Here is an 18,794-nt window from a genome sequence, read left to right as displayed (position 1 = left end):
ATGCTGCTCGACCAGCTGGCCAAGGTCGGCACCGCGCGCGACTGGGCCCGCCTGGCCAGTGTGACCGCCCGCGACGCGCTCAAGGACAAGACGATCACGCTGGAGGCGCGGGACCGGGCCAGCGCCGCCGCCCGCGCGATCCAGCAGGCCCTCGCGGGACTGCGGAACAAGACCGTCACCATCACGACCGTTCGGCAGACGATCGCCCAGTACAGCACCGACACCCGGCCCTACACCGGGCAGGGCGGTGTCAGCAAGAACGCCGCAGGCGGCCCGGTCGAAGCGGGCGAGGTGTCCTTGGTCGGTGAGAACGGGCCCGAGCTGGTCGTGTTCGGTCAGGCGGGACGTGTCATCGACGCCACCACCACGCGCGCTCTGAAGGCGGGCACGGCCAGTGCCGGGCGGGACGCTGCCCGAGGCCTGACCACCGGGATGGGCGGCTCGACGGGAGGGGTGTTCTCCGCTGCGCAGACGATGGCGGCCGCGGTCACGGCCGGCATCCGGACGGAGTTGGAGATCGCGTCACCGTCGAAGAAGACGCGGGCGCTCGCCAAGGACGTTGGGCGCGGCTTCATTCAGGGGCTGACCAGCACCCGGGCGAAGATCAAGTCGGTGTCGGCTGACCTGGTCAAGGACATCAAGACGGCGTTCTCCGGCAAGAAGGAGTCCAGCCTGGTCGCCGCCGTTAACTTCCAGACGAGTCGACTGATGGCCCTGGCGGCCAAGCGGGACAAGCTCGCCGCGAAGATCGCCGAGGCGAAGCAGTACGCCAAGGACGTCACGAGGAACGCACGGGACCAGGCCAGCCTCGGCAACTTGGGCATGCAGCCCGAGGAGGTCACCGCGGGCGGCATCAAGGCCGGCCTGGCGGCCAAGCTCGCGAAGATCAAGCAGTTCAGCAAGTACATCGACATCCTCGCCAAGAAGGGCCTGAACAAGGGGCTGTTGCGGCAGATCCTCAACATGGGCCCGGAGGACGGCTACGCCTACGCGTCCGCTCTGGTCGGCGCGGACAAGAACACGTTCAAGCAGATCAACAGCCTGCAGAGCCAGCTCGACAAGTCCACGGACAAGCTGGGCAAGCGGGGCGCGGACATCCTGTACGACTCCGGCAAGAACGCCAGCAAGGGGTTCCTCACGGGCCTGGCTTCTCAGCAGAAAGACATCGAGAAGCTCATGCTGAAGATCGCCCAGGGGATGCAGAAGAGCATCAAGAAAGCGTTGGGGATCAAGAGCCCGTCCACGGTGATGGCCAAGCTGGGGCGCTTCTCCACGCAGGGCCTGGCCCGCGGTCTGGTCGGCGCGCTGCCGGAAGTCGACCGCGCCCTCGGCGTCGTCACCGGCCGCGTCGCCTCGGCTCAGCCTGTGCTGGGGCGGCCCGCTGTCGTGGCCGGCGGGGGCGGCGGGGTCATGCAGGTACAGGTCGACATCAACGGGGCAATGGACCCGGTCGCTGTCGGCAAGGAACTGCAGCGCGTACTGCTCATGCTCAAAAGAACGCAGGGCCTGAACGTGAAGCTGGGGGTGGCGTAGTGGCGTGGCTGGTGGAAATGGGCTGGGGCGGCCTGGTGCAGTACCCCGACACCATCACCTGGACGGACATCAGTCAGTACGTCAGCACAGCGCGGGCAATCACCATCACCCGAGGCGCCGCCGACGAGTTGTCCGAGACGCAGCCTGGCACGGCGACCTTGGCCCTGGACAACGACGACGGCCGGTTCACCCCGGGCAACTCCTCGTCGCCGTACTACCCGTTCGTGCGGCGCAACGCGCCGATCCGGATCGCGGTCGCGCACATGCCGACGCGGTCCGGGGCGGCGCCCTACCCGGTCGGGCAGCTGGGCGACGACTTCGACGATGGCCGCGTCGACTCGGTGCTGTGGCCCAACTCCTACGGCGGGGTCGTCGAGCGGGGCGGCGTGGTCCGCATCCCGGTGAGCACTGCCGGGGATGCGGGCCTGCAGTCGGTGCGGCAGTGGACGCTGAAGGGCAGCCGCCTCACTGCCAAGCTGGTCACCGTCCCGAAGGCGGGCGGTTCGTCGAACGTGGCCGCGTCGATGTGGGTCAACTCCACTACGGCGGGCACGCGGATCGGCTGGCGGTACGACGCGCTCACCGGCCTCCTCGCCGCGTCGAACCAGGCGGCGTACTTCGACGGGTCCGCCGTGAACCTCACCTACTCGCCGATCGACCACGCGTGGCTGCGGGTCCGGGAGTCCGGCGGCACCGTCTACTGGGAGACGTCCCGCGACGGTTTCAGCTGGACCGTGCGCCGCACCCTCGCTGCGCCCGCGTGGGTGTCCAGCCAGACGCACGCGGTCGAGTTCCCCGCCACCCGCACCGGCGGCACCAACGACTTCATCGAGTGGGACCTGGTCGGCGCCATCATCAAGCCCCGCTTCTGCGGCACGGCCAACGAGTTCCCCGTCGACTGGGAGGGCCTCTCCAGCACGGTCACGGTCACGTGCACCGACCTGTTCAAGCGGCTCAACCGGCTCCCCGTGCTCCGGAGCATGGCGGCCGAGGAGGTCCTCGCGTCCGGGCCGCTCGCGTTCTACCCGCTGACCGAGCCGTCCGACTCCACCAGCGCGGGCGACCTGTCCGGCATCGGCGCGGGATCCCTGACCATTCAGCAGGTCGGTACGGGCGGCACCCTCGCCATGGCTGCCGCGCCGGGGCCGCCCGCCACCGAGGACCAGGTCCCGCTGTTCACTCCGTCCTCGGCGACGGCCGGGAAATGGTTGTCGGCCAACATGGGCGACGACGTCCAAACGCAGCTCAATGGCGGCCGGCCAGTGCTCGAGTGCTGGTTCCAGACCACCACCGCCGGCCGGGCCATCATGGCTCTGGCGTCCCCGGACCTGCAGTACGTGCACGTGCTGTCCCTGTCCGGCAGCGGCCAGCTGCAGATCGAATGGACCGACACCGGCGGCACGCTGGCGACGGCACCGATCCCCTTTACGCCTGGCCTGGCGGACGGAAACTGGCACCACGTGGCCTTTGGCCAATATTCGAAGCTTGTGTTCCTCGACGGCGCGCTGGCGATGGCCGGCGTATCCGTGCCCTATGGCACCGACCAGCGCATCTTGCATATCGGCGGCTACCGTGGCACCCGCCTGTGGTCCGGGTCGATCGCCTACGTTGCCCTGTACGGGGTGGCCCAGGCCGCCGAGTCCCGGCTCGCCAGCCACTACAGGGCCGGGGCGACCGGGTACGCGGGCGAGAGTGCGGCCGAGCGGATCCAGCGGCTGGCTCGGTATGCGGGCGTGGACAGCGTGACGATTCTCGGTGGCACGTTCGACCCGATCGCGTCCCAGGCGGCGGGCGGCACGCAGGTCGTCGCCCGCATGCGTGAGGTGGAGTACACCGAGTCCGCGAAGCTGTACGCCGAGCGGGACTACTTCGGGCTCGCATTCCAAAGCCGCGACCTGCGCTACAACCCGGACCCGTCCGGCGAGGTGTTCACGGTCACCTACGCCGACCTCGAGCCGGGAACGAGCATCTCCGACGACGACCAGAAGATGGTCAACTCGCTGCAGGCTTCCCGGCCCGGCGGCGCCACCCAGCGGGTCACCGCGCCCTCGAGCATCACGGCGTTCGGACTGTACGAGCCGCAGCCCCTCGACATCCTCAAGACCAGCGACAACAGCGTCTTGGACGCCGCCTACTGGGTCGTGTCCCGGTACGCAAACCCGGGGCCGGAGTTGCGCGAGGTGGTGATCGAGGCGTACACGATGCCCAACTATCTGGACATCCTCGACGCCGACATCTCCAGCTACTTCACCGTCTACGGCCTGCCCTCGCAGGCGCCCGCGTCCTCGATGCGGGTCACGGTCGAGGGCTACACCGAGACGATCAAAGAGCGCAGCCACGTGATCCAGTTCCACACCAGCGCCTCCTTCAACGACTCCGTGTGGGTCCTCGGCGATCCCGTGTACTCCAGGCTCGACTCCACCACCCGCCTCGCCTACTGATCGGAGCACGCCCATGGCCGTGTCCGCCCTGCCCGCCGCGTCCATCGTGACCGCCGAAACGTTCTACCTGCCGCCGCCCCCGCGCCGGGGCCAGCCCGCGGAAGACTGGTCGCAGATCCCCGGGGCCGAGCTGGTCTACGCGTGGGTCGAGTACCGGCTGGGCCGCCGCGTCCCCGTCCCGACCGAGTCGGTGCCGGACCATCCGGGGCTGTACGCCTGGATCGATGACGGCCGGTGGATCACCGAGTGCGATGCCTGCCGGACAGCGTGGGCCGTCTCCGTGGCCGACCCGCGTTTCGGGTGCGCGGAATGCCGGCGGGACTGGGTGCCGCTCATCGTCCCCGATGACATCGAGGCCGCCGAGGCCGAGGCGCTGAGCCTGACTCGCCGGTTCTGGTGGCACCCGGACGACCCGCGCAACCCGGTGCAGCCCGAGCCGGAACCGGAACCCACGCCCGAGCCCGAGCCCACGCCCGAGCCGGAGGCCCCGGAGGTGGGGGCGTGACGTTCGCACCGAAGACGTGGATCGTCGGCGAGACCGTCACGGCGGCCTTGTTGAACCAGGAGATCCGCGACCAGTTCAACAGCATGTTCGACGCGTGGACCACGTACACGCCGACGTGGACAGCGACGACCAACCCGGCCCTCGGGAACGGGGTGCTGACCGGCCGGTATCTCAAGGTCGGCCGGAAGTGCCTTGCCGACATCCGCCTGGAGATGGGGTCGACCACCACCTACGGCAGCGGCGCCTACGCCTTCAGCGTCCCGTTCGCAGCAACGTCCGCCGTCGTCGACTACCTCGGCACGGCCCGGCTCGCGGCTGGCGCCTCAACATGGGCCGGGCAGGCCGTGATGAGCGCTGGCAGCACCGTCTTCTCCTGCACTTTCCCCACATCGGCCACGGACTCGCGAGCCGCATCCATGACCGGCGCCGCCCCGTCCACCCTCGCCGCCGGCCACATCCTGCGCGCGCAGATCGAATACCAGACCGCCAACTGACCCAGCCCTACCCCGCCCGCCCCGCGCCGATGGCCGGGGCCTTTCTCATGCCTGGAGGCATCCCGTGGCAACTCCACTCACCGCTGCCCAGTTCCTCGCCGCCCTGAAGGCTGAGGGCGTGACCGTCGTCGAGGTCGGCGACTGGAAGAACCACAACCGCAACGCGAAGGGCCCGTGGGGTCCGGTGCACGGCGTGATGATCCACCACACCGTCACCAAGGGCACGGCGAACACGGTGAAGATCGTGCGCGACGGGTACGCCGGACTGCCCGGCCCGCTCTGCCACGGCATGATCGCCAAGGACGGGCGCGTGCACACGGTCGGCTGGGGCCGCGCCAACCACGCCGGCCTCGGTGACCCGGACGTCTTGTCCGCGGTCATCGCAGAGCGGCGGCCGCCCGTCGACAACGAGGCCACCGCCGACGGCAACCGGGCCTTCTACGGCTTCGAGTGCGAGAACCTCGGCGACGGCAAGGACCCGTGGCCGACCGAGCAGATCGAGGCCATCGTCCGCGTGATAGCCGCGATCTGCCGGCAGCACGGGTGGGGCGCCCGGTCGGCGCTGCGGCACCTGGACTGGCAGCCCGGCAAGGTCGACCCGCGCGGGCCCGGCATGGACTGGGAGCAGATCCTCGACCGCGTCGCGAAGCGGCTCGACAGCAAGCCGCCCACCACCAGCCTGCCCGCCCCGGCCAAGCCCACGGTGTCGCTGTCCAAGCTGGTCAAGGCGGCGAAGACCGACCCGCAGGCCAAGGGGACGCCGGTCACCTACGCCGGGGTGCGCGCCGTGGAGGCCGCGCTCGTCGACGAGGGCCTGCTCGCCAAGACGTACCTGGACGGCCACTACGGCACGGCCACCAAGGACGCGATGAGCGGCTGGCAGGAGCGGTGCGGGTTCCGCGGCCGCAAGCCTGGCCAGAGCGCCGACGGCATCCCCGGCAAGGACTCCCTTAGCCGCCTCGCCGCGAAGCACGGTTTCACCGTCACCGCCTGATCCCAGAAGGACACCATGAAGATCTCCAGCATCGCCAAGTCCATCGTGGCCGGCCTCGCCGCGGGCGCCACGGCTGCAGTCACCGCCGTGCAGGACGGTCAGGTCACGGCCACCGAGGGCATCACCATCGCGCTCGCGGTCCTGGGCGCCTGGGGCGTCACCTACGCCGTGCCCAACAAGCAGCCTTCGACGGGCGCCTGATGGGTGCCGTGGCGGTCCGGCGGCTCACCCGACGACTGCCGCGGCGCCCTGCTCACCCCCCACTGCACCATCGGAGGTCCTGCGTGGACGCTGCGCAGCTCGGCGCCGTCGGAGCCATCGCCGTCGGGCTCGCATCTGCGGTCGGCGCACTGATCGGGCAGCGGGGCGCGAATAGGGCCTCGCAGTCCGGCGCCGTGCTCGGCGGCTACTCGACACTCGTCGACAACCTGCAAGAGGAACGCGACAAGTTGCGCGACCGGCTCGTCGAAAACGAACGGCAGCTCGCCGCCGCCTACGCCGAACTCGCCAGCGAACGCGCCGACAAGGCGGCACTACAGCGGCAGATCACCGAACTCAGCAGTGAGAACACGCGGCTGCGCGCACAGATCGTCGAGCTGGGAGGACACCCCACGTGAACACACGTCGCCACGCGAGGCCGCTCCACGTACAGCAATGGCGATTCCTCGCGGTCGCAGCCGTGCTACTCGTGCTGTCAGGTGCGGTCGTCCTCGTGTGGCTACGCATCGACGCGGGAGACCGCCGGGCGGATGACCTCGCCGCCGAGGCGGACCTGCGCGGGGACGCCGTGGCCACACTGGCGACGGATGTGCGGGTGCTGCGCTCGCAGATCAAAGCGGGGGGAGGGACGCCGGCGGCGCCGGACCCGTCGCGGGCGGTCGATGATCTGCCCGCGCGTGCTCAGGTGCCTGTGCCAATCCCGGGCCCGGCCGGGCCTCGCGGTCCGCAGGGCGAGCCAGGACGGCCGGGTGCGACGGGCCCGCCCGGCTCGCCCGGCCCTGCAGGACCGTCCGGCGGGCAAGGCGAGCCCGGCGCTACGGTGACCGGTCCAGCAGGCCCGGCGGGGTCGGCAGGGTCGGTAGGGCCCGCAGGACCCGCAGGACCCGCAGGACCCGCAGGACCGCCCGGCAAGGACGGCAGGGACGGCCACGACGGCAAGGACGGCAGGGCCGGGCAGGCATGCCCCGACGGGTACAGCCTGCAGGCGCCGTCATGGGATGCCGACGCGCTCGTCTGCAGGCGGGACGGCGCCCCGCCGCCGAACCAGCCCGGCAACAACGGCAACGGCAACACCCCGGAGGCGTTAGGCCTCGACCCGCACCGCCGCCAGTACCCATGACCACGGCCCCGTCCTCCTTCGGGAGGGCGGGGCCGCTTCGTCGTTACCGCAGCCCTTAGCCGGTCGGCCCCGAGGAGTTGACCGTCACCGATACCGCCGGCACCCAGTACCCGGTCAGTCCGCCCGCCGTGATCTGGAAGCACGGCCGCCCGTTGACGATCGCCCGCCGGTCCGTCGGCGCGTTCGACGGGTTCACGAAGGACACCGTCCTGATGGTCGCCGTGCCGTCCGTCGCCACCTTGTACGTGTCCACCGGCACGCTGCCGCCGGGGAACGTCACCGTGCGGGTGGGCCGGTACAGGGTCGTCAGGTACTGCCCGAGCAGGTGCGAGTTGGGCCATGCCTCGCCCACCCACCAGCCCTCATACGGGCCCGCGCTGATCCGGTAGTAGATGCCCCGGTTCTGGATCCGGCGCCGCATCGACGCCGGGGCCTGCGTCGCCCGGCTGAACGTCACCGACTTGGTCTCCAAGACCTTGTCCGCCCTGGACTCCACCCAGGAGCCGTCCGCAGCCGTGTCGTACCGGTACAGGGTGTGCGTGCCGGCCGCGAACTGGACCGTGCCCGTCACGCTGGCCGGGTAGTCGTCGACGAGCCGATCCGTGTGGTCGGCGAAGTCCGGGCTGCCAGTCTGCCAATGCAGTTGCCGCAGCAGGTTGATGTGGTGCTGGTGGTAGGAGGGCGCGGGTATCCGGTGCGTCTGGCAGTAGTGCGAGGCCCACTTGGTGTTCCGCAGCTGAGGGAAGTACCTGGCGATGGTGGTCGCGCACCCGTCGTACAGGGCTGCCGCATCCTGGCTGCCCGTGGCGACGTAGTAGTCCCACAACCCGAACATCGCGAAGACCATCCCGTTGTATGTGTAGTCGCCGGTGCCCGGCTCGCTGCCCGGGTACTCCTGAAGCCACACATAGCCAGCGCCGTCGACGTTGACCGCCCACGGGTAGCCGTCGTCCGCGACCTGAAGCGACGCGAACGCCGCGTCGGCCGCCGCGAGATACCTGGCCCGGTCCTCGCCACAGACGCCGTCCAGCTGGGACAGCTGCGCGAACAGGGAGATGGCCTCGCCCTGCGCCATCCCCGAATACCACGGCGCCTTGTACGAGACACCGGTGTGCACGGCGTGCGTGAACGGGAAGGGGTACGGGAACCACCAGCTGCCCCGGGCCTCAAGCCGTTTGGCGATGAGCCGGTCCGCCTGCGTCTTCGCCCGCGTCAGGAACACCGCCCGGCGAGCCGGGTCCGTCTCCGCGCGGTAGCTGGAGATACAGCCCAGCCCGAACTGCGCCTGACCCACGGGGTGGTCGAGTCCGGCGCTGCCGACGTCCGGGTAGTACAGGTACACGCCGCCAGAGTCGAGATGATAGGTGCCGGTTGCGGGGGAGACGTTCTCCCACTTGGTCGGCCGGTCACGCCACGGCCGCATCTCCTCCGGCAGATCAGTGACGAGACGGTAGCCAGCCTGCTGAAAGGTAAGTTGCATATTACAAGTGTCCCCGGCAGCGGCACGGATAGCGAGGGCCTGACGTGGCGTCCGCCGGCACCTGGGCGCGCTCAGCCGTCGAGGGGCGGCCGGTCGGCGACGAAGGTTCCAATCCCGGTCTCGCCGCGCAACCAGCCCTCACGACGCAGATAGGCGAGCGCCTTCTGGCTCGTCGACGCCGCGACCCCCAGCTCGGTTGCCAGCTCCAGCGTCGAGGGCACTCGGGTCCCGGGCGGATAGGTGCCGTCCTTGATCCGGCCGATGACGATCTGCGCGGCCTGCCTCCATACCGCCCGCGTCCGGTCGAGATCAGCGCTCATACCGGCGACCGTAGGTTCCCGCACCATGCCGCGCGACCGCAGGACCCCTCGGCAACCCTCGGTAAGGCGCGGTATGGTCTGGGTCACAAGAAACCCCCGCGGCCTGGCAGGGCCCGGGGGGTGTGGCCACCGCTACATAGGGAGCAGTGACGCATGGATCGTAGAACACAAGCGCCGACGCCGGCAGTGCCCGGGTGTTCCGAATGCCGACGACTCAAAGTCGAGGAGGCCAGCGCGGAGCGGGCGGGCGACCTCTCGCGGGCGATCGACTGCCGGGTGTGGCTCCGCCGGCATCGTGCCACCGCGCACCGGGGCGAGCAGTGAGCGCCGGGCAGGCCGGCAAGGCGCCCATGCGGCTGATGACGATGCGGGTGACCCGTATCCACGACGGCGAGATCATCGAGCGGCGTGACGAGGTGTGCGTGACGGCTGATGAGCCGCTTGACCCGTTCGCGCTGACTTCGGCGTGGCCGCCGTGCCGGTGCCCGCGGTGCCGCCACTGAACTCCCGGACCCGGCAAGAACGCAGGCCGGGCACGGGCAGGGGCCCCGCCCCCGCCCCCCGTCGGGGACGGGGCCCCATCACGTAACAACCACCAGAAAGGCAACACATGGACAGCACCACTCTGCCCTGGCACGTGTCGAGCTACAGCACCGGCAACGGCGCCTGCATCGAGGTCGCCAAGACGTCGTCCGGCGCGTACTTCCGGGACACCAAGGACCGTCCCCGCGGCGCCGCAGCCGTGGCGCCCACGCGCCTGGACCACGTTCCTCGGCGCGGTGAAGGTGGGCACGCTCGGCGCCTGACCCTTGCGCGCTGCGGCCCCGGCTGGTGTCCACACCGGCCGGGGCCGCTTCATCGCACAAGGTCGGCGAGCGGCACGCCCAGGACCCGGGCGACGCGCGCCAGCGTGGACAGCTTCACGTCCCGGCCGGCCTCCACGTGCTGCAGCGTCCGCCGATCGATGCGCGCGGCCTGCCACACAGCGTCTTGGGTCAGGTTCTGCCGGAGCCGCTCGGCGCGCACCCGGTCCCCGATGGCCTGATGGACCTCGGAGAGCCAGCTGTCGTCATCGTCGTCGGGCAGGGCAAGCACTCGACAAACGTCGATGCCGCGTGATCATGTGTCTGCGGAATACGTTCCGCCTTTTCCGATCTTGATTGACCGGCATGCACCGTGGGACACGGGGCATCCGGTCCGCATGGCGTGACATTCCATCAAGTTCGACCCGTAGCCTTGCGGTTCTGGCATATGCCGCAGGGCTGTGTGTAGTGTGCATATTCGAACGGGTGTTCACACGAACGGGTGAATGACCAGGTCGGCATCCGTTTGTTAGACATGGTGTTGACCGGGCAAACCAGCCGTGCCGGACCGTTCACACAGTGGTCCCCCCCTCTGTACGGTCCGGCACTCCGGGCGCCCCTGCCCTCCCGCCAGTGGGAGCGCAGGGGCGCCCGGTTCGTCTGCTGACCTGCAGCAACGCCATGATCATTTAGGGGATATTTAGGAGACCAACTCCCGTAGTGAGTGTGTAGTCAGCCCGTAGTGAGTGTGTAGTCAGAGTGAGTGCGACCGCACGACGAAGGCCCCGGCCCCCATCTGACCTGGGGAAACCGGGGCCTTTGCCCTGATCAACAGTGTGCCCCCGGCAGGATTCGAACCTGCGACACCCGCTTTAGGAGAGGGATTCTCTAGCCGCTGGTCTTCCCTGATGGCACCTGCCGGGGGAGTACCGGTCAAGATCATTTAGGAGAGATTTAGGAGATCAACTCCGTGGGATGCTTCATCAGGTCCACGCGGCCCCACAGCGTGCGCAGCCCCACGTTCGCCATCGCCTTCCAGAATACGGACTCCAGCCCGTCCAGCCGTTCCGCGCGCATCGCCGGAGTCGGCCGCTGATAGTGCCGCTTGATGCCGGGCCGCCGGTGACCGGCCGCCTCGAACGCCAGCGGCTCCTTCACACCGATCTCCGACTGCATCGTGTCGTGCAGCGCCCGCAACGCCCGCATGTCCAAGCCCGGCAGGATCGGCTCCCACGCCGCCCGGTACGCGACGCCCTGCCGCTTCGACCGCTCCTCACGCCCGTCGCACGCCGGCCGGAAAGACCGTGACCAGTTCCCCCGGCGCCAGGGCGTCCCGCTCGGCGTGCTGAACGGCCGCTCGTGCGGCCAGTCCTGACGGTGGTTCCGCAGCAGCACGGCCAGGAACGGCGGCACGTCCACGTCGCGCGTCGAGCCGTCGTTCTTCGTCGGCTCCAGCTTCAGGACGTACCCCTTCTTACGGCCCCGCTCGTCGCGCTCCTGGTACTCCGCATACTCCTCGACCACCCGCAGGATCGGGCACACGAACTCGCCCGCGCCCCACGGCTGGCGCCGCATCAGCAGCACGTTGTCCCGATGCAGTCCGAGGCCCTCGCCCCAGCGCAGGCCCGTGAACGCCGTCGCCAGCACGTGCACGCCGATGGCCGGCCCGAGGCGCTCCGCGACGAGCACGGCATCCTCCGGGCGGGCCCCGCCATCCCGGCGGACCTTCGGTGGCTTCGTCCAGGCCGCCTCACCCGACGTGTCGCGGGTGCGGCGTCGGCCGAACAACGGGTTCACTGTGATGTACCCGGCGTCCACAGCCGCCGTCATGATGGTGGACATCAGCGACACGCAGTGCCCGCGGGTAACGTCCTCCACCGTCATGCTCTGCTGCCAGGAGTCGACGTCGAACCACGAAATGGCGCCCAGCGGCACGTCTTTCCACCTGGGCAGGATGTGGTTGTCCAGCCGGTCCCACCGGGTCCCGACCGTGCGCCCCCGCTTACGGCGGGCCGCCATGAACGCCTCGGCGAACTCGCCGAACGTCGTGGCCCGCTTGTCGGGGTCAATCCATGTGCCGGCCTTGATGAGGCGCTCCTGCTCGTCGCCCCACTCCTCGGCCAACTTCTTGGTGGCGAAACCAGGTTCGGACCCCCAGGTGCCGTCCGGTTTCTTGTACCTCGAGCGCCACGTGAACTGCTTGGTCTGCTTGCCGTTCCGGACCTTGTACACCTTCTCTGCGAAGGCCATTGCCCCGCTCCCTCCCCCTTCAGATCGCCGTGCGGCTGGTCCGCCGCGCAGGCCTGCGCTGCCAGTTCGCTGATTCCTTGGACTGGGCGCGGGTGAGCGCCCGGGCCGCTCGCTCGGTGATGAGCGAAGCCCGGACGGTGTAGTGGATGAAGTCGGGCCGGTCCTCGACGATCAGCGGAATGTCGTGCTCGATGCGTTGTCGTCGATCCATAGTGAAGGGAATCTGGCGCCCGCGGGGGCTTCCCGGGGAACGCGGCTCCCAACGCTGCATCTGCTCGGCGAGCGCGTCCTCGAACGCTTTCCGGCCTTCCTCCGTGACGTCGTCTTCGTGGACCCAGACGACGAGCCCGGAGGGCTGATCACCTATGTGCGGCGTGAAGTAGTTCCCACTGCGTCGCACCACTCGCGCAAACATGTAATGCCCCGATCCGCCGAGTGGTCCCCCCCTCCCGGTGACGGTACGTGCATGCAACCACACTTTGCGCGGTAGCACACTAGGGCAGCACTGTTTTCTTAGGGCTCTGCAACCTCATCAGTCTCAGAAGCAATGCTCTGGAGGTACCGGCGGGCCTTGCGGTAGCGCGCCGCGACCCGTGCCATCTCTTCCCGCGTCGCGCCCTTGCGGCTCTGCAGGACGACGATGATGTGCCCGTCGTCCTCGTCCGGGCCGAGGTTGATGACGTTCGACTCCAGCGTCTCGCCGGCCTGCAGCTCCATCTCCACTGCGGGCGAGAGGCCGAGCGCGGCCGGGGCGGACGGCTCCGCGGTGGCCGGCGGCTCGTCGGGCGGGCGGACCGTGCCGCCTTCCATGACGCGCTCGGCGGCGCCCTCGGGCCAGCCGAGCAGGCGCGCGTAGTCGCGGATGTTCGCGTTGACCCGCTGGAAGCGGCCTGCCTCGATGTTCTGGATCGTGGTCCGGCTGACGCCCAGGTGCTCCGCTACCTGGGGCTGGGTGAGCCGGGGGCGCCGGCCTTCGCGGGCAGCCTGCAGCTCAGTTCCCAGTCGCTTCGTTGCCTCATCCATAAGTCTCCATCATGCCCCATCAGGTTGCATGCGCGTAGCCAAGTTTCGGCGCTTTGACCTGCGCGTTGTTGAGCCTTTTACGTCTCACGAGTTGCATACCGCCCCTATCGGCTGCCACTGGCATAGGCCAGAAGCACAGAATCTGTGCCCAGAGTGTAGGCAGGCTGCTTGCGTCCGTAGCCAAGGTGTGCTCAGAATGTAGGCGTGAAGCCAAGAGGACCACTCATCCGGGACATCCGACGTGCACGGAAAATGAGCCTGCCTGAGCTTGAAGCGCAGACCGGCTTGAACAGGGGCTACCTCTCCCGCCTTGAGCGTGAGCAGATCCAGGACACCGGAACTGAGCAGGTCCGCAAGGTCGCCACCGCCCTCCGGGTCGACGAGGACCTGATCGCCGAAGAGGAGAAGAAGCCGTGACCGTGAAGGCCACGAAGATCGTCCGCCGCATCGCGGACCCCAGCACCGACGAGGCCGAGTTCCGCCGGTGGACGCCCGAAGAGGTCGTCGCCCGGCAGCTCCTGCCGTACCGGAGCGTCCGCGTCCTGAAGGAGCGCTGCTACCGCCGCGAGGTGCACCACCACCGCGACGGCGGCCGCATCACCTTCACCGCCGAGGACCTGCGCCGCCAGAACGAGCGGCACGCGGTCAAGCCGTTCGCGCGGACCGCCTGAACCCCTGAACGCGCCGAAGGGCCGCTCACAGCTTCCCGGCCCGAGCGACCCCACGACCGGCGCCCCTACACAGCAGAGAAAGCAGAGGTCACCGTGACCGCAATCATCCCAGACCACCCCCTGCCGCGTCGAAGCGAGTCCGGCATGGCCACCCGCAGCGTGAACGCCGCCGCCGGCGTCATCCTCGCCCTCGACTCCGCCCGCCTCCTCAACTCGCCCCAGCAGGCCGCCGAGCACGAGCAGCTGCGGAACGACATCACCGGCGCCTGCCTTGCTCGGTGGGAGGAAGAGCAGGACAACGCGCGGCTGCGGTTGGCGCTCGCGTCGGCACAGCGCGGCCGCCAGGAGCTGCGGGCCCGCGTCGCCGAGCTGGAAGAGCTGCTCGTCGCCAAGGACCGGCCCGTCGACGAAGACCCGATCGCCCACGCGCTCACCGACAAGGCCACGGCCCTCGAGGAGAACGTCGAGCCGCAGGTGCGGCGCCTGCGCGCCCTCCTCGCCGGACAGCGCGAGGACGCCGCCGCCGAGGCCGACGGCATCACCCGCCGCATCGCCCCCACGCAGGCCCTGCGCGAAGAGACGAGGGCCGCCCAGTGATCGCGCTCCCCGTCACCCTTGCCGCGCTCGCCCTGTACGTCCTCGGCTCGATCGCCGTGGTTCGGGGGTGCGAGCGATGAGCGCCCTCGACGACATCCGCCGCGCCCTGTCCGACGCCTACGGCACCGGTGTTGCGCTGCACGACCTGACCGCAGACGACCTGATCCGCTCGGCCGTGGCCGAGTTCGAGATGGACGCGGAGGCGTACCCCGGCGAGCTGGCCATGTACCGGCAGCTCGTCCGCACCCTCCGCACCGTGGTTCGCGTCGACGACGCGGACATGGACGAGGTCCGGCGCTTGCTGCACCACCACGCGAGCGACGACGACGTGGCCCGCGAGGAAGCGAAAGGGCTCACCGAGCGGCAGGCCCGACTCCTCGACGCCATCCGCACCCACGGCGGCGCCTGGAACACCCACCGCGTCCTCAGCCTCTACGCGCTGACCGACCCCGGCGTAGTGCAGCGCGGCACCGCCCGCCACGACCTCACCGCCCTGCAGCGAGCCGGACACCTCGTGCTGGTCGACGACCCCGACAACCGCCACTACGCCCTCAACACCCGTGGGGGCGGCGCCCGGTGAACGTCGAACGCGGCAGCGACCACCTGCACACCGCCAAGGCAGACACCACCCGCGAGGAGCGCGCCGCCGCATCCCGCGCGGTCCTCAAGGCCGCCCGCGACCGCGGCGACCTCCGGCTCCTCCTCGACGCCCTCGGCCTCAACAACCAGACCAGCAAGGAAGCCTCATGAAGTGCAACGAGCCATACCCGCAGGGCTCCTACGAGGAGTGCCGCCTGGACCTCGGGCACACCGGCGACCACGAGTACTTCGACAAGAAGTGGTCGCGGCCCGAGCCGGCCGACCCCGACCCGGCCGTTGAGGCGCTGCTCGACCAAGCCGCCCGCGAGGCCCGCGTGTGGGGAGTCGGGGAGCGGAAGTTCCCGGTCGTCATCGAGCGGACGCTGACCTACGTCCTCTGGGTCGACGCCGACTGCGAGGACAACGCCCTGCTGAACGCGGCCGACGACTCGTGGGAGACCGACCTCAGCAAGGAGACGCCGACCAACGGCTCCGACGAGGTACGCAGGCTCGACGAGTTCGAACGGCAAGACGCCTTCGAGAGCGAGATGGGCCGCGAGTTCGGCCCGCAGATTCAGTGCCCGGGCTGCCGCCGCCTGTCCTTCCGTCGCGAGTGGTTCCACGACCCGTACCGCAAGTGTCACGGCCCGATCGCCTGGCGCCAGCCCTTCAAGTCAGTCCTCCCCTGGCGCGAGCACAACGCCACCCCGGTGTACGGCGGCGCCCGGACGGCGGTGGTGGCGTAACCATGGCCAGCACCAGCGGCAGCGACGAGGTCGGCGAGATGCTCGCCGAGCGCATCGCCGGCCTCATCGTCGACACCGCCCACAACGCCCCCCGGTCGCTCCAGAAGCGGCTCGGGCCCAGCGAGGTCGGCGACCCGTGCGAGCGGCGCCTGACGTACAAGCTGCTCGACTGGCCGCGCGCGGCCGCCGCGAGCGACCCGGCCGCGAGCATCATCGGCACCGGATTCCACACCTGGATGGAAGAAGCCTTCGAGCGGCGCCAGACAGCGCTCCCGGACGGCCGGCCCCGCTACAAGATCGAAGAGCGGGTCACCGTCCACGCCTCCCCGATCGAGGCCGCCGTCATCGCGGGCAGCACCGACCTGTTCGACCGCGCCACCGGCACCGTCTGGGACTGGAAGCTCGTCGGCCACAGCACGCAGGACGACTACCGGCGCAAAGGGCCCGGCCCTCAGTACCGCATCCAGGCCCACCTGTACGGGCTCGGCCAGGAGAACGCGGGCGAGACCGTGAACCGGGTCGCGATCTGCTTCGTCGCCCGCTACCACGAACTCCGCGTCCACGTCTGGACCGAGCCGTACAACCGGCAGGTCGCCCTCGACGGGCTCGCCCGCCTCGACCACATCAAGCAGCGCATCGCCAGCTCGGAAGCCGCTCTCAGCGACTACGGCCCCGACTGGTGGTCCCAGATCCCCACCGACGAACTGGCGAAGTGCCGGTTCTGCGAGTGGTTCAAGCCCGGCAGCACCGACCCCAGCGTCGGCTGCCCCGGCATCCAGCAGTCGGCCGCGCCGCGGCACGGCTTCGAATCCCTCATCGCATAAGCGAAGGAGCATCAGCATGGACGCGAACAGCTTCCTCATGGGCGGCGGCGGAGCACCCACCGCCAAGTTCCCCACCCCCGGCACCACCGTCGGCGGCCGCATCACCGAACAGCCCAAGGTCGAACAGCAGCGGGACATCCAGACCGGCGAGAAGAAGTTCTGGAACAACGGCGACCCGATGATGCAGCTCGTCGTCACCGTCCAGACCGACCAGCGCGACCACGCCCTGGAGGACGACGACGGCAAGCGCCGCATCTTCGTCAAGGGCCAGATGAAGAACGCCGTCGCCGACGCCGTCCGCGCCGCCGGCGCCCGCGGCCTCGAGGTCGGCGGCACCCTCGCCGTCACCTACACCCACGACGGCGAGCAGAAGCAGCGCGGCTTCTCCGCACCGAAGCAGTACACGGCGCGCTACATCCCCGCCGCCCAGTCCGAGCTGAACGCCCCGGCCGCCCAGGCCGCGCCCGCGCAGTACGCCGCCCCGGCCGCCGCCCCGCAGTACCAGGCCCCGCCGCCCGCGGTCCCGGCTGGCGTGAACGCCGTCACCGGCGAGATCGGCCCCGGCTACGCCGCCCCGCAGCAGGGCAACGAGCCCCCCTTCTAAGCCCGCCCAGCCACCGCCCGCCGCCGCTGACCAGCCGCGACGGCGGGCGGCCCAACCAGCAGAAGGAGATCGGCCGTGACCGATCAGCCATACACCGACGACGACCTGCGGGTCGAAGCCGCAGCCCAGCACGCCACGCTCACCGAGGACCCCGAGTTCATGTGCGTCGGCGAGCAGATGGACGACGACATCGTCGCCTCCACTGAGCACGAGGACGGCGGCAAGACGTGGAGCGAGCTGCTCCCGTTCGAGGCCGACAGCGGCGAGGCGTACAACACCGTCCAGCGGAAGATCCACGCCCTGATCAACGGCGCGGCCGACGTCTCGAAGTGGGCCGTCGACCTCGGCGCCGACGGCCTCGAGCCCGAGGACCACACGCTCACCGTCGACGGCGACGACACGCCCCTCGTCCGCCTGCACTGCGCCTTCAGCCCCGACATCGACGACCGGGCCCGCATTGCCTTCATGACCCGCCTGGCCAGCGTCATGGCCAACGCCCTCTGATCCGCCTGCCTATCAGCCCGTGAGGAACACCGCATGCAGACCGCACCGCCCATCGGCAGCGAGACCGCCCGCCACGTCCTGTGGCACTACGGCCGCCCCGGCGGCTTCCGGCCCGGCCGCTTCACCGAGCTGCTCATGCAGACCATCGACGCCGCCGACCTCCAGCACACCGCCCGCCTCCGCGCCGCCTACCCCGAACTCGTCGACGCCATGAACCTCGCCGCCAACCAGGCCGACGGCACCGCCCACCTCACCGCCATCGCCAACGACACCGCCAGCAAGGAGGCGTGACCCATGGGCATGTACCACTCCACCTACTTCGCCTACGGCGTCCACGTTCCGCTTCCGGACGGCGTCCACCCGTGGGCCGAGAACGACCGCATTGAGGCCGAACTCAAGTCGCTCAAGGACCGGTGCCCCGAGGTCGGATACCTGTCCGCAGGCAACTACGACGCCGACGAGCTGTTCCTCACCACCCAGTGCGACGAAGTCGAGCTCGGCACGTACAAGCACGTCACGCCCGAGACCGTTACGCCCGAGCAGCTCGCCGACTGGAATCACCAACTCGCCGCCGCGGTCGACGCCCTCGGTTACGGCACGCTCCCCGATCTCGCTGGGCCTGGCTGGCTCTGCGTCCCCGACCTGAGCTGACCGCCTTCCCCCGAGCCCGCCCGCCGTCCTTCCCCGCCCGCGGCGGGCGGGCCCCGCCCAACCAACCCGAGGAGCACACCCGTTGAGCACGACCACGGTCCGCGACACGCCACTCGACGGCGCCCTGTGGCTCATCCGCCACGGCTTCGCCGTCTTCCCCGTGGACCACCCGGGCCTGCTCCATTGCATCGGCATCGGCCAGGGCCACGACCCCGCCACCTGCACCCAGCGCGGCAAGCACCCCGCCGTCGCCTTCACCCGCAGCCACACCCTCGACGAACACCAGGCCCGCGCCCAGTTCGGCACCCAGCTCCGCAACGTCGGCGTCGCCGTCGGCGCCTGCACCGGCTCGTCGTCCTCGTACGGGCTTGTCATGGTTCCAGGTTACCGAGTCCGCGGGGCTCGCCGGTGCCGAGTTCGCGGGGCTGGTCGGCGA

Annotated in this window: 26 protein-coding genes and 1 pseudogene; 21 read left to right on the top strand and 6 right to left on the bottom strand. The window is 69.9% G+C overall.

Translation table 11 applies throughout. The annotated features are described in order from the left end of the window. The 8 genes from ACFCV3_RS42250 to ACFCV3_RS42215 form a co-directional block, all read left to right on the top strand. A partial coding sequence (locus ACFCV3_RS42250; protein WP_376041045.1) for a hypothetical protein occupies positions 1-1,533 on the top strand: 1,533 nt, incomplete at its 5' end. Continuing rightward, positions 1,533-3,974, top strand: coding sequence for a hypothetical protein (locus ACFCV3_RS42245; protein WP_376041042.1), 2,442 nt, complete (start codon positions 1,533-1,535; stop codon positions 3,972-3,974). The genes ACFCV3_RS42250 and ACFCV3_RS42245, both read left to right, overlap by 1 nt. A 13-nt stretch (positions 3,975-3,987) precedes the next feature. Next, positions 3,988-4,479, top strand: coding sequence for a hypothetical protein (locus ACFCV3_RS42240; protein ID WP_375852338.1), 492 nt, complete (start codon positions 3,988-3,990; stop codon positions 4,477-4,479). Continuing rightward, entirely contained in the window at positions 4,476-4,973 is a 498-nt protein-coding gene (locus ACFCV3_RS42235) for a hypothetical protein (protein WP_375852337.1), read from the top strand. Before ACFCV3_RS42240 ends, ACFCV3_RS42235 begins: the two co-directional genes overlap by 4 nt. Before the next feature lie 64 nt (positions 4,974-5,037). After that, on the top strand, positions 5,038-5,967 hold the full coding sequence (locus ACFCV3_RS42230; protein ID WP_375852336.1) for an N-acetylmuramoyl-L-alanine amidase: 930 nt from the start codon (positions 5,038-5,040) through the stop codon (positions 5,965-5,967). Between the two features lie 15 nt (positions 5,968-5,982). Beyond that, entirely contained in the window at positions 5,983-6,168 is a 186-nt protein-coding gene (locus ACFCV3_RS42225) for a hypothetical protein (RefSeq protein WP_375852335.1), read from the top strand. Positions 6,169-6,251: 83 nt separating this feature from the next. After that, the gene (locus tag ACFCV3_RS42220; RefSeq protein WP_375852334.1) at positions 6,252-6,584 is read left to right on the top strand and encodes a hypothetical protein; all 333 of its coding nucleotides are present in this window, start codon (positions 6,252-6,254) and stop codon (positions 6,582-6,584) included. Continuing rightward, a complete protein-coding gene (locus tag ACFCV3_RS42215; RefSeq protein WP_376041037.1) occupies positions 6,581-7,306 on the top strand; it encodes a hypothetical protein in 726 nt (241 codons plus the stop codon). The genes ACFCV3_RS42220 and ACFCV3_RS42215 overlap by 4 nt, the downstream gene beginning before the upstream one ends. 55 nt (positions 7,307-7,361) lie before the next feature. Here the strand turns inward: ACFCV3_RS42215 and ACFCV3_RS42210 are convergent, their stop codons facing one another. Both ACFCV3_RS42210 and ACFCV3_RS42205 read right to left on the bottom strand, forming a co-directional pair. After that, entirely contained in the window at positions 7,362-8,786 is a 1,425-nt protein-coding gene (locus ACFCV3_RS42210) for a D-glucuronyl C5-epimerase family protein (protein ID WP_375852343.1), read from the bottom strand. A 71-nt stretch (positions 8,787-8,857) separates the two neighbouring features. Then, positions 8,858-9,106 (bottom strand): GntR family transcriptional regulator, encoded by a 249-nt coding sequence (locus tag ACFCV3_RS42205; protein ID WP_375852342.1) that lies wholly within the window; start codon positions 9,104-9,106, stop codon positions 8,858-8,860. Positions 9,107-9,716: 610 nt separating this feature from the next. On the opposite strand from ACFCV3_RS42205, the pseudogene ACFCV3_RS42200 reads away from it, so the two are divergent. Then, positions 9,717-9,851: pseudogene (locus tag ACFCV3_RS42200) on the top strand (DUF397 domain-containing protein); the annotation flags it as partial. 110 nt (positions 9,852-9,961) lie between these two features. Here ACFCV3_RS42200 and ACFCV3_RS42195 read toward each other — a convergent pair. The 4 genes from ACFCV3_RS42195 to ACFCV3_RS42180 all read right to left on the bottom strand — a co-directional run bounded on the left by ACFCV3_RS42195 (position 9,962) and on the right by ACFCV3_RS42180 (position 13,182). Beyond that, positions 9,962-10,201, bottom strand: coding sequence for a helix-turn-helix domain-containing protein (locus ACFCV3_RS42195; protein WP_375852340.1), 240 nt, complete (start codon positions 10,199-10,201; stop codon positions 9,962-9,964). Between the two features lie 662 nt (positions 10,202-10,863). After that, on the bottom strand, positions 10,864-12,159 hold the full coding sequence (locus tag ACFCV3_RS42190; RefSeq protein ID WP_375852355.1) for a hypothetical protein: 1,296 nt from the start codon (positions 12,157-12,159) through the stop codon (positions 10,864-10,866). A gap of 19 nt (positions 12,160-12,178) precedes the next feature. Then, positions 12,179-12,562 (bottom strand): hypothetical protein, encoded by a 384-nt coding sequence (locus tag ACFCV3_RS42185; RefSeq protein WP_365435084.1) that lies wholly within the window; start codon positions 12,560-12,562, stop codon positions 12,179-12,181. 110 nt (positions 12,563-12,672) lie between these two features. Next, positions 12,673-13,182 carry a helix-turn-helix domain-containing protein gene (locus tag ACFCV3_RS42180; RefSeq protein WP_375852353.1) on the bottom strand — a complete coding sequence of 170 codons (510 nt, stop codon included), beginning with the start codon at positions 13,180-13,182 and terminating at the stop codon, positions 12,673-12,675. 204 nt (positions 13,183-13,386) lie between these two features. Between ACFCV3_RS42180 and ACFCV3_RS42175 the strand changes: the two genes are divergently transcribed. The 12 genes from ACFCV3_RS42175 to ACFCV3_RS42120 all read left to right on the top strand — a co-directional run. Beyond that, positions 13,387-13,599: a helix-turn-helix domain-containing protein gene (locus tag ACFCV3_RS42175; protein WP_375852363.1), complete on the top strand. Its 213-nt coding sequence runs from the start codon at positions 13,387-13,389 to the stop codon at positions 13,597-13,599. Then, entirely contained in the window at positions 13,596-13,853 is a 258-nt protein-coding gene (locus tag ACFCV3_RS42170; protein WP_375852362.1) for a hypothetical protein, read from the top strand. Before ACFCV3_RS42175 ends, ACFCV3_RS42170 begins: the two co-directional genes overlap by 4 nt. Positions 13,854-13,997: 144 nt before the next feature. Then, a complete protein-coding gene (locus ACFCV3_RS42165) occupies positions 13,998-14,450 on the top strand; it encodes a hypothetical protein (RefSeq protein ID WP_375852361.1) in 453 nt (150 codons plus the stop codon). 76 nt (positions 14,451-14,526) lie between these two features. Next, the gene (locus ACFCV3_RS42160; protein WP_375852360.1) at positions 14,527-15,030 is read left to right on the top strand and encodes a hypothetical protein; all 504 of its coding nucleotides are present in this window, start codon (positions 14,527-14,529) and stop codon (positions 15,028-15,030) included. Further along, a complete protein-coding gene (locus ACFCV3_RS42155; protein ID WP_376041029.1) occupies positions 15,027-15,200 on the top strand; it encodes a hypothetical protein in 174 nt (57 codons plus the stop codon). The genes ACFCV3_RS42160 and ACFCV3_RS42155 overlap by 4 nt, the downstream gene beginning before the upstream one ends. Beyond that, on the top strand, positions 15,197-15,775 hold the full coding sequence (locus ACFCV3_RS42150; RefSeq protein WP_376041026.1) for a hypothetical protein: 579 nt from the start codon (positions 15,197-15,199) through the stop codon (positions 15,773-15,775). The genes ACFCV3_RS42155 and ACFCV3_RS42150 overlap by 4 nt, the downstream gene beginning before the upstream one ends. A 2-nt stretch (positions 15,776-15,777) precedes the next feature. Further along, positions 15,778-16,599, top strand: a complete 822-nt coding sequence (locus tag ACFCV3_RS42145) for a hypothetical protein (RefSeq protein WP_376041024.1) — start codon at positions 15,778-15,780, stop codon at positions 16,597-16,599. Positions 16,600-16,615: 16 nt separating this feature from the next. Further along, positions 16,616-17,203 (top strand): hypothetical protein, encoded by a 588-nt coding sequence (locus ACFCV3_RS42140; protein ID WP_365438121.1) that lies wholly within the window; start codon positions 16,616-16,618, stop codon positions 17,201-17,203. 75 nt (positions 17,204-17,278) lie between these two features. Further along, positions 17,279-17,707, top strand: a complete 429-nt coding sequence (locus ACFCV3_RS42135; RefSeq protein WP_375852345.1) for a hypothetical protein — start codon at positions 17,279-17,281, stop codon at positions 17,705-17,707. Between the two features lie 33 nt (positions 17,708-17,740). Beyond that, on the top strand, positions 17,741-17,998 hold the full coding sequence (locus ACFCV3_RS42130) for a hypothetical protein (RefSeq protein ID WP_375852346.1): 258 nt from the start codon (positions 17,741-17,743) through the stop codon (positions 17,996-17,998). A 3-nt stretch (positions 17,999-18,001) separates the two neighbouring features. Continuing rightward, a complete protein-coding gene (locus ACFCV3_RS42125; protein WP_375852347.1) occupies positions 18,002-18,358 on the top strand; it encodes a hypothetical protein in 357 nt (118 codons plus the stop codon). Between the two features lie 82 nt (positions 18,359-18,440). After that, positions 18,441-18,794 (top strand): hypothetical protein (locus ACFCV3_RS42120; RefSeq protein ID WP_376041020.1); only part of this gene is annotated, 354 nt, incomplete at its 3' end.

The sequence above is a fragment of the Kribbella sp. NPDC056345 genome (genome assembly GCF_042262745.1).
GTDB lineage: Bacteria > Actinomycetota > Actinomycetes > Propionibacteriales > Kribbellaceae > Kribbella.
The sequence above is the reverse complement of the archived record's forward strand: the minus strand, read 5'-3'. Positions and strand labels throughout refer to the sequence as shown.

What these genes read in the sequence shown, in the direction of transcription:
- ACFCV3_RS42240 (WP_375852338.1), top strand. Translation starts at nt 3,988, where the DNA reads ATGGCCGTGTCCGCCCTGCCCGCCGCGTCCATCGTGACCGCCGAAACG.
- ACFCV3_RS42225 (WP_375852335.1), top strand. Translation starts at nt 5,983, where the DNA reads ATGAAGATCTCCAGCATCGCCAAGTCCATCGTGGCCGGCCTCGCCGCG.
- ACFCV3_RS42210 (WP_375852343.1), bottom strand. Translation starts at nt 8,786, where the DNA reads ATGCAACTTACCTTTCAGCAGGCTGGCTACCGTCTCGTCACTGATCTG.
- ACFCV3_RS42205 (WP_375852342.1), bottom strand. Translation starts at nt 9,106, where the DNA reads ATGAGCGCTGATCTCGACCGGACGCGGGCGGTATGGAGGCAGGCCGCG.
- ACFCV3_RS42190 (WP_375852355.1), bottom strand. Translation starts at nt 12,159, where the DNA reads ATGGCCTTCGCAGAGAAGGTGTACAAGGTCCGGAACGGCAAGCAGACC.
- ACFCV3_RS42180 (WP_375852353.1), bottom strand. Translation starts at nt 13,182, where the DNA reads ATGGATGAGGCAACGAAGCGACTGGGAACTGAGCTGCAGGCTGCCCGC.
- ACFCV3_RS42165 (WP_375852361.1), top strand. Translation starts at nt 13,998, where the DNA reads ATGGCCACCCGCAGCGTGAACGCCGCCGCCGGCGTCATCCTCGCCCTC.
- ACFCV3_RS42160 (WP_375852360.1), top strand. Translation starts at nt 14,527, where the DNA reads ATGAGCGCCCTCGACGACATCCGCCGCGCCCTGTCCGACGCCTACGGC.
- ACFCV3_RS42150 (WP_376041026.1), top strand. Translation starts at nt 15,197, where the DNA reads ATGAAGTGCAACGAGCCATACCCGCAGGGCTCCTACGAGGAGTGCCGC.
- ACFCV3_RS42145 (WP_376041024.1), top strand. Translation starts at nt 15,778, where the DNA reads ATGGCCAGCACCAGCGGCAGCGACGAGGTCGGCGAGATGCTCGCCGAG.
- ACFCV3_RS42140 (WP_365438121.1), top strand. Translation starts at nt 16,616, where the DNA reads ATGGACGCGAACAGCTTCCTCATGGGCGGCGGCGGAGCACCCACCGCC.
- ACFCV3_RS42130 (WP_375852346.1), top strand. Translation starts at nt 17,741, where the DNA reads ATGCAGACCGCACCGCCCATCGGCAGCGAGACCGCCCGCCACGTCCTG.
- ACFCV3_RS42125 (WP_375852347.1), top strand. Translation starts at nt 18,002, where the DNA reads ATGGGCATGTACCACTCCACCTACTTCGCCTACGGCGTCCACGTTCCG.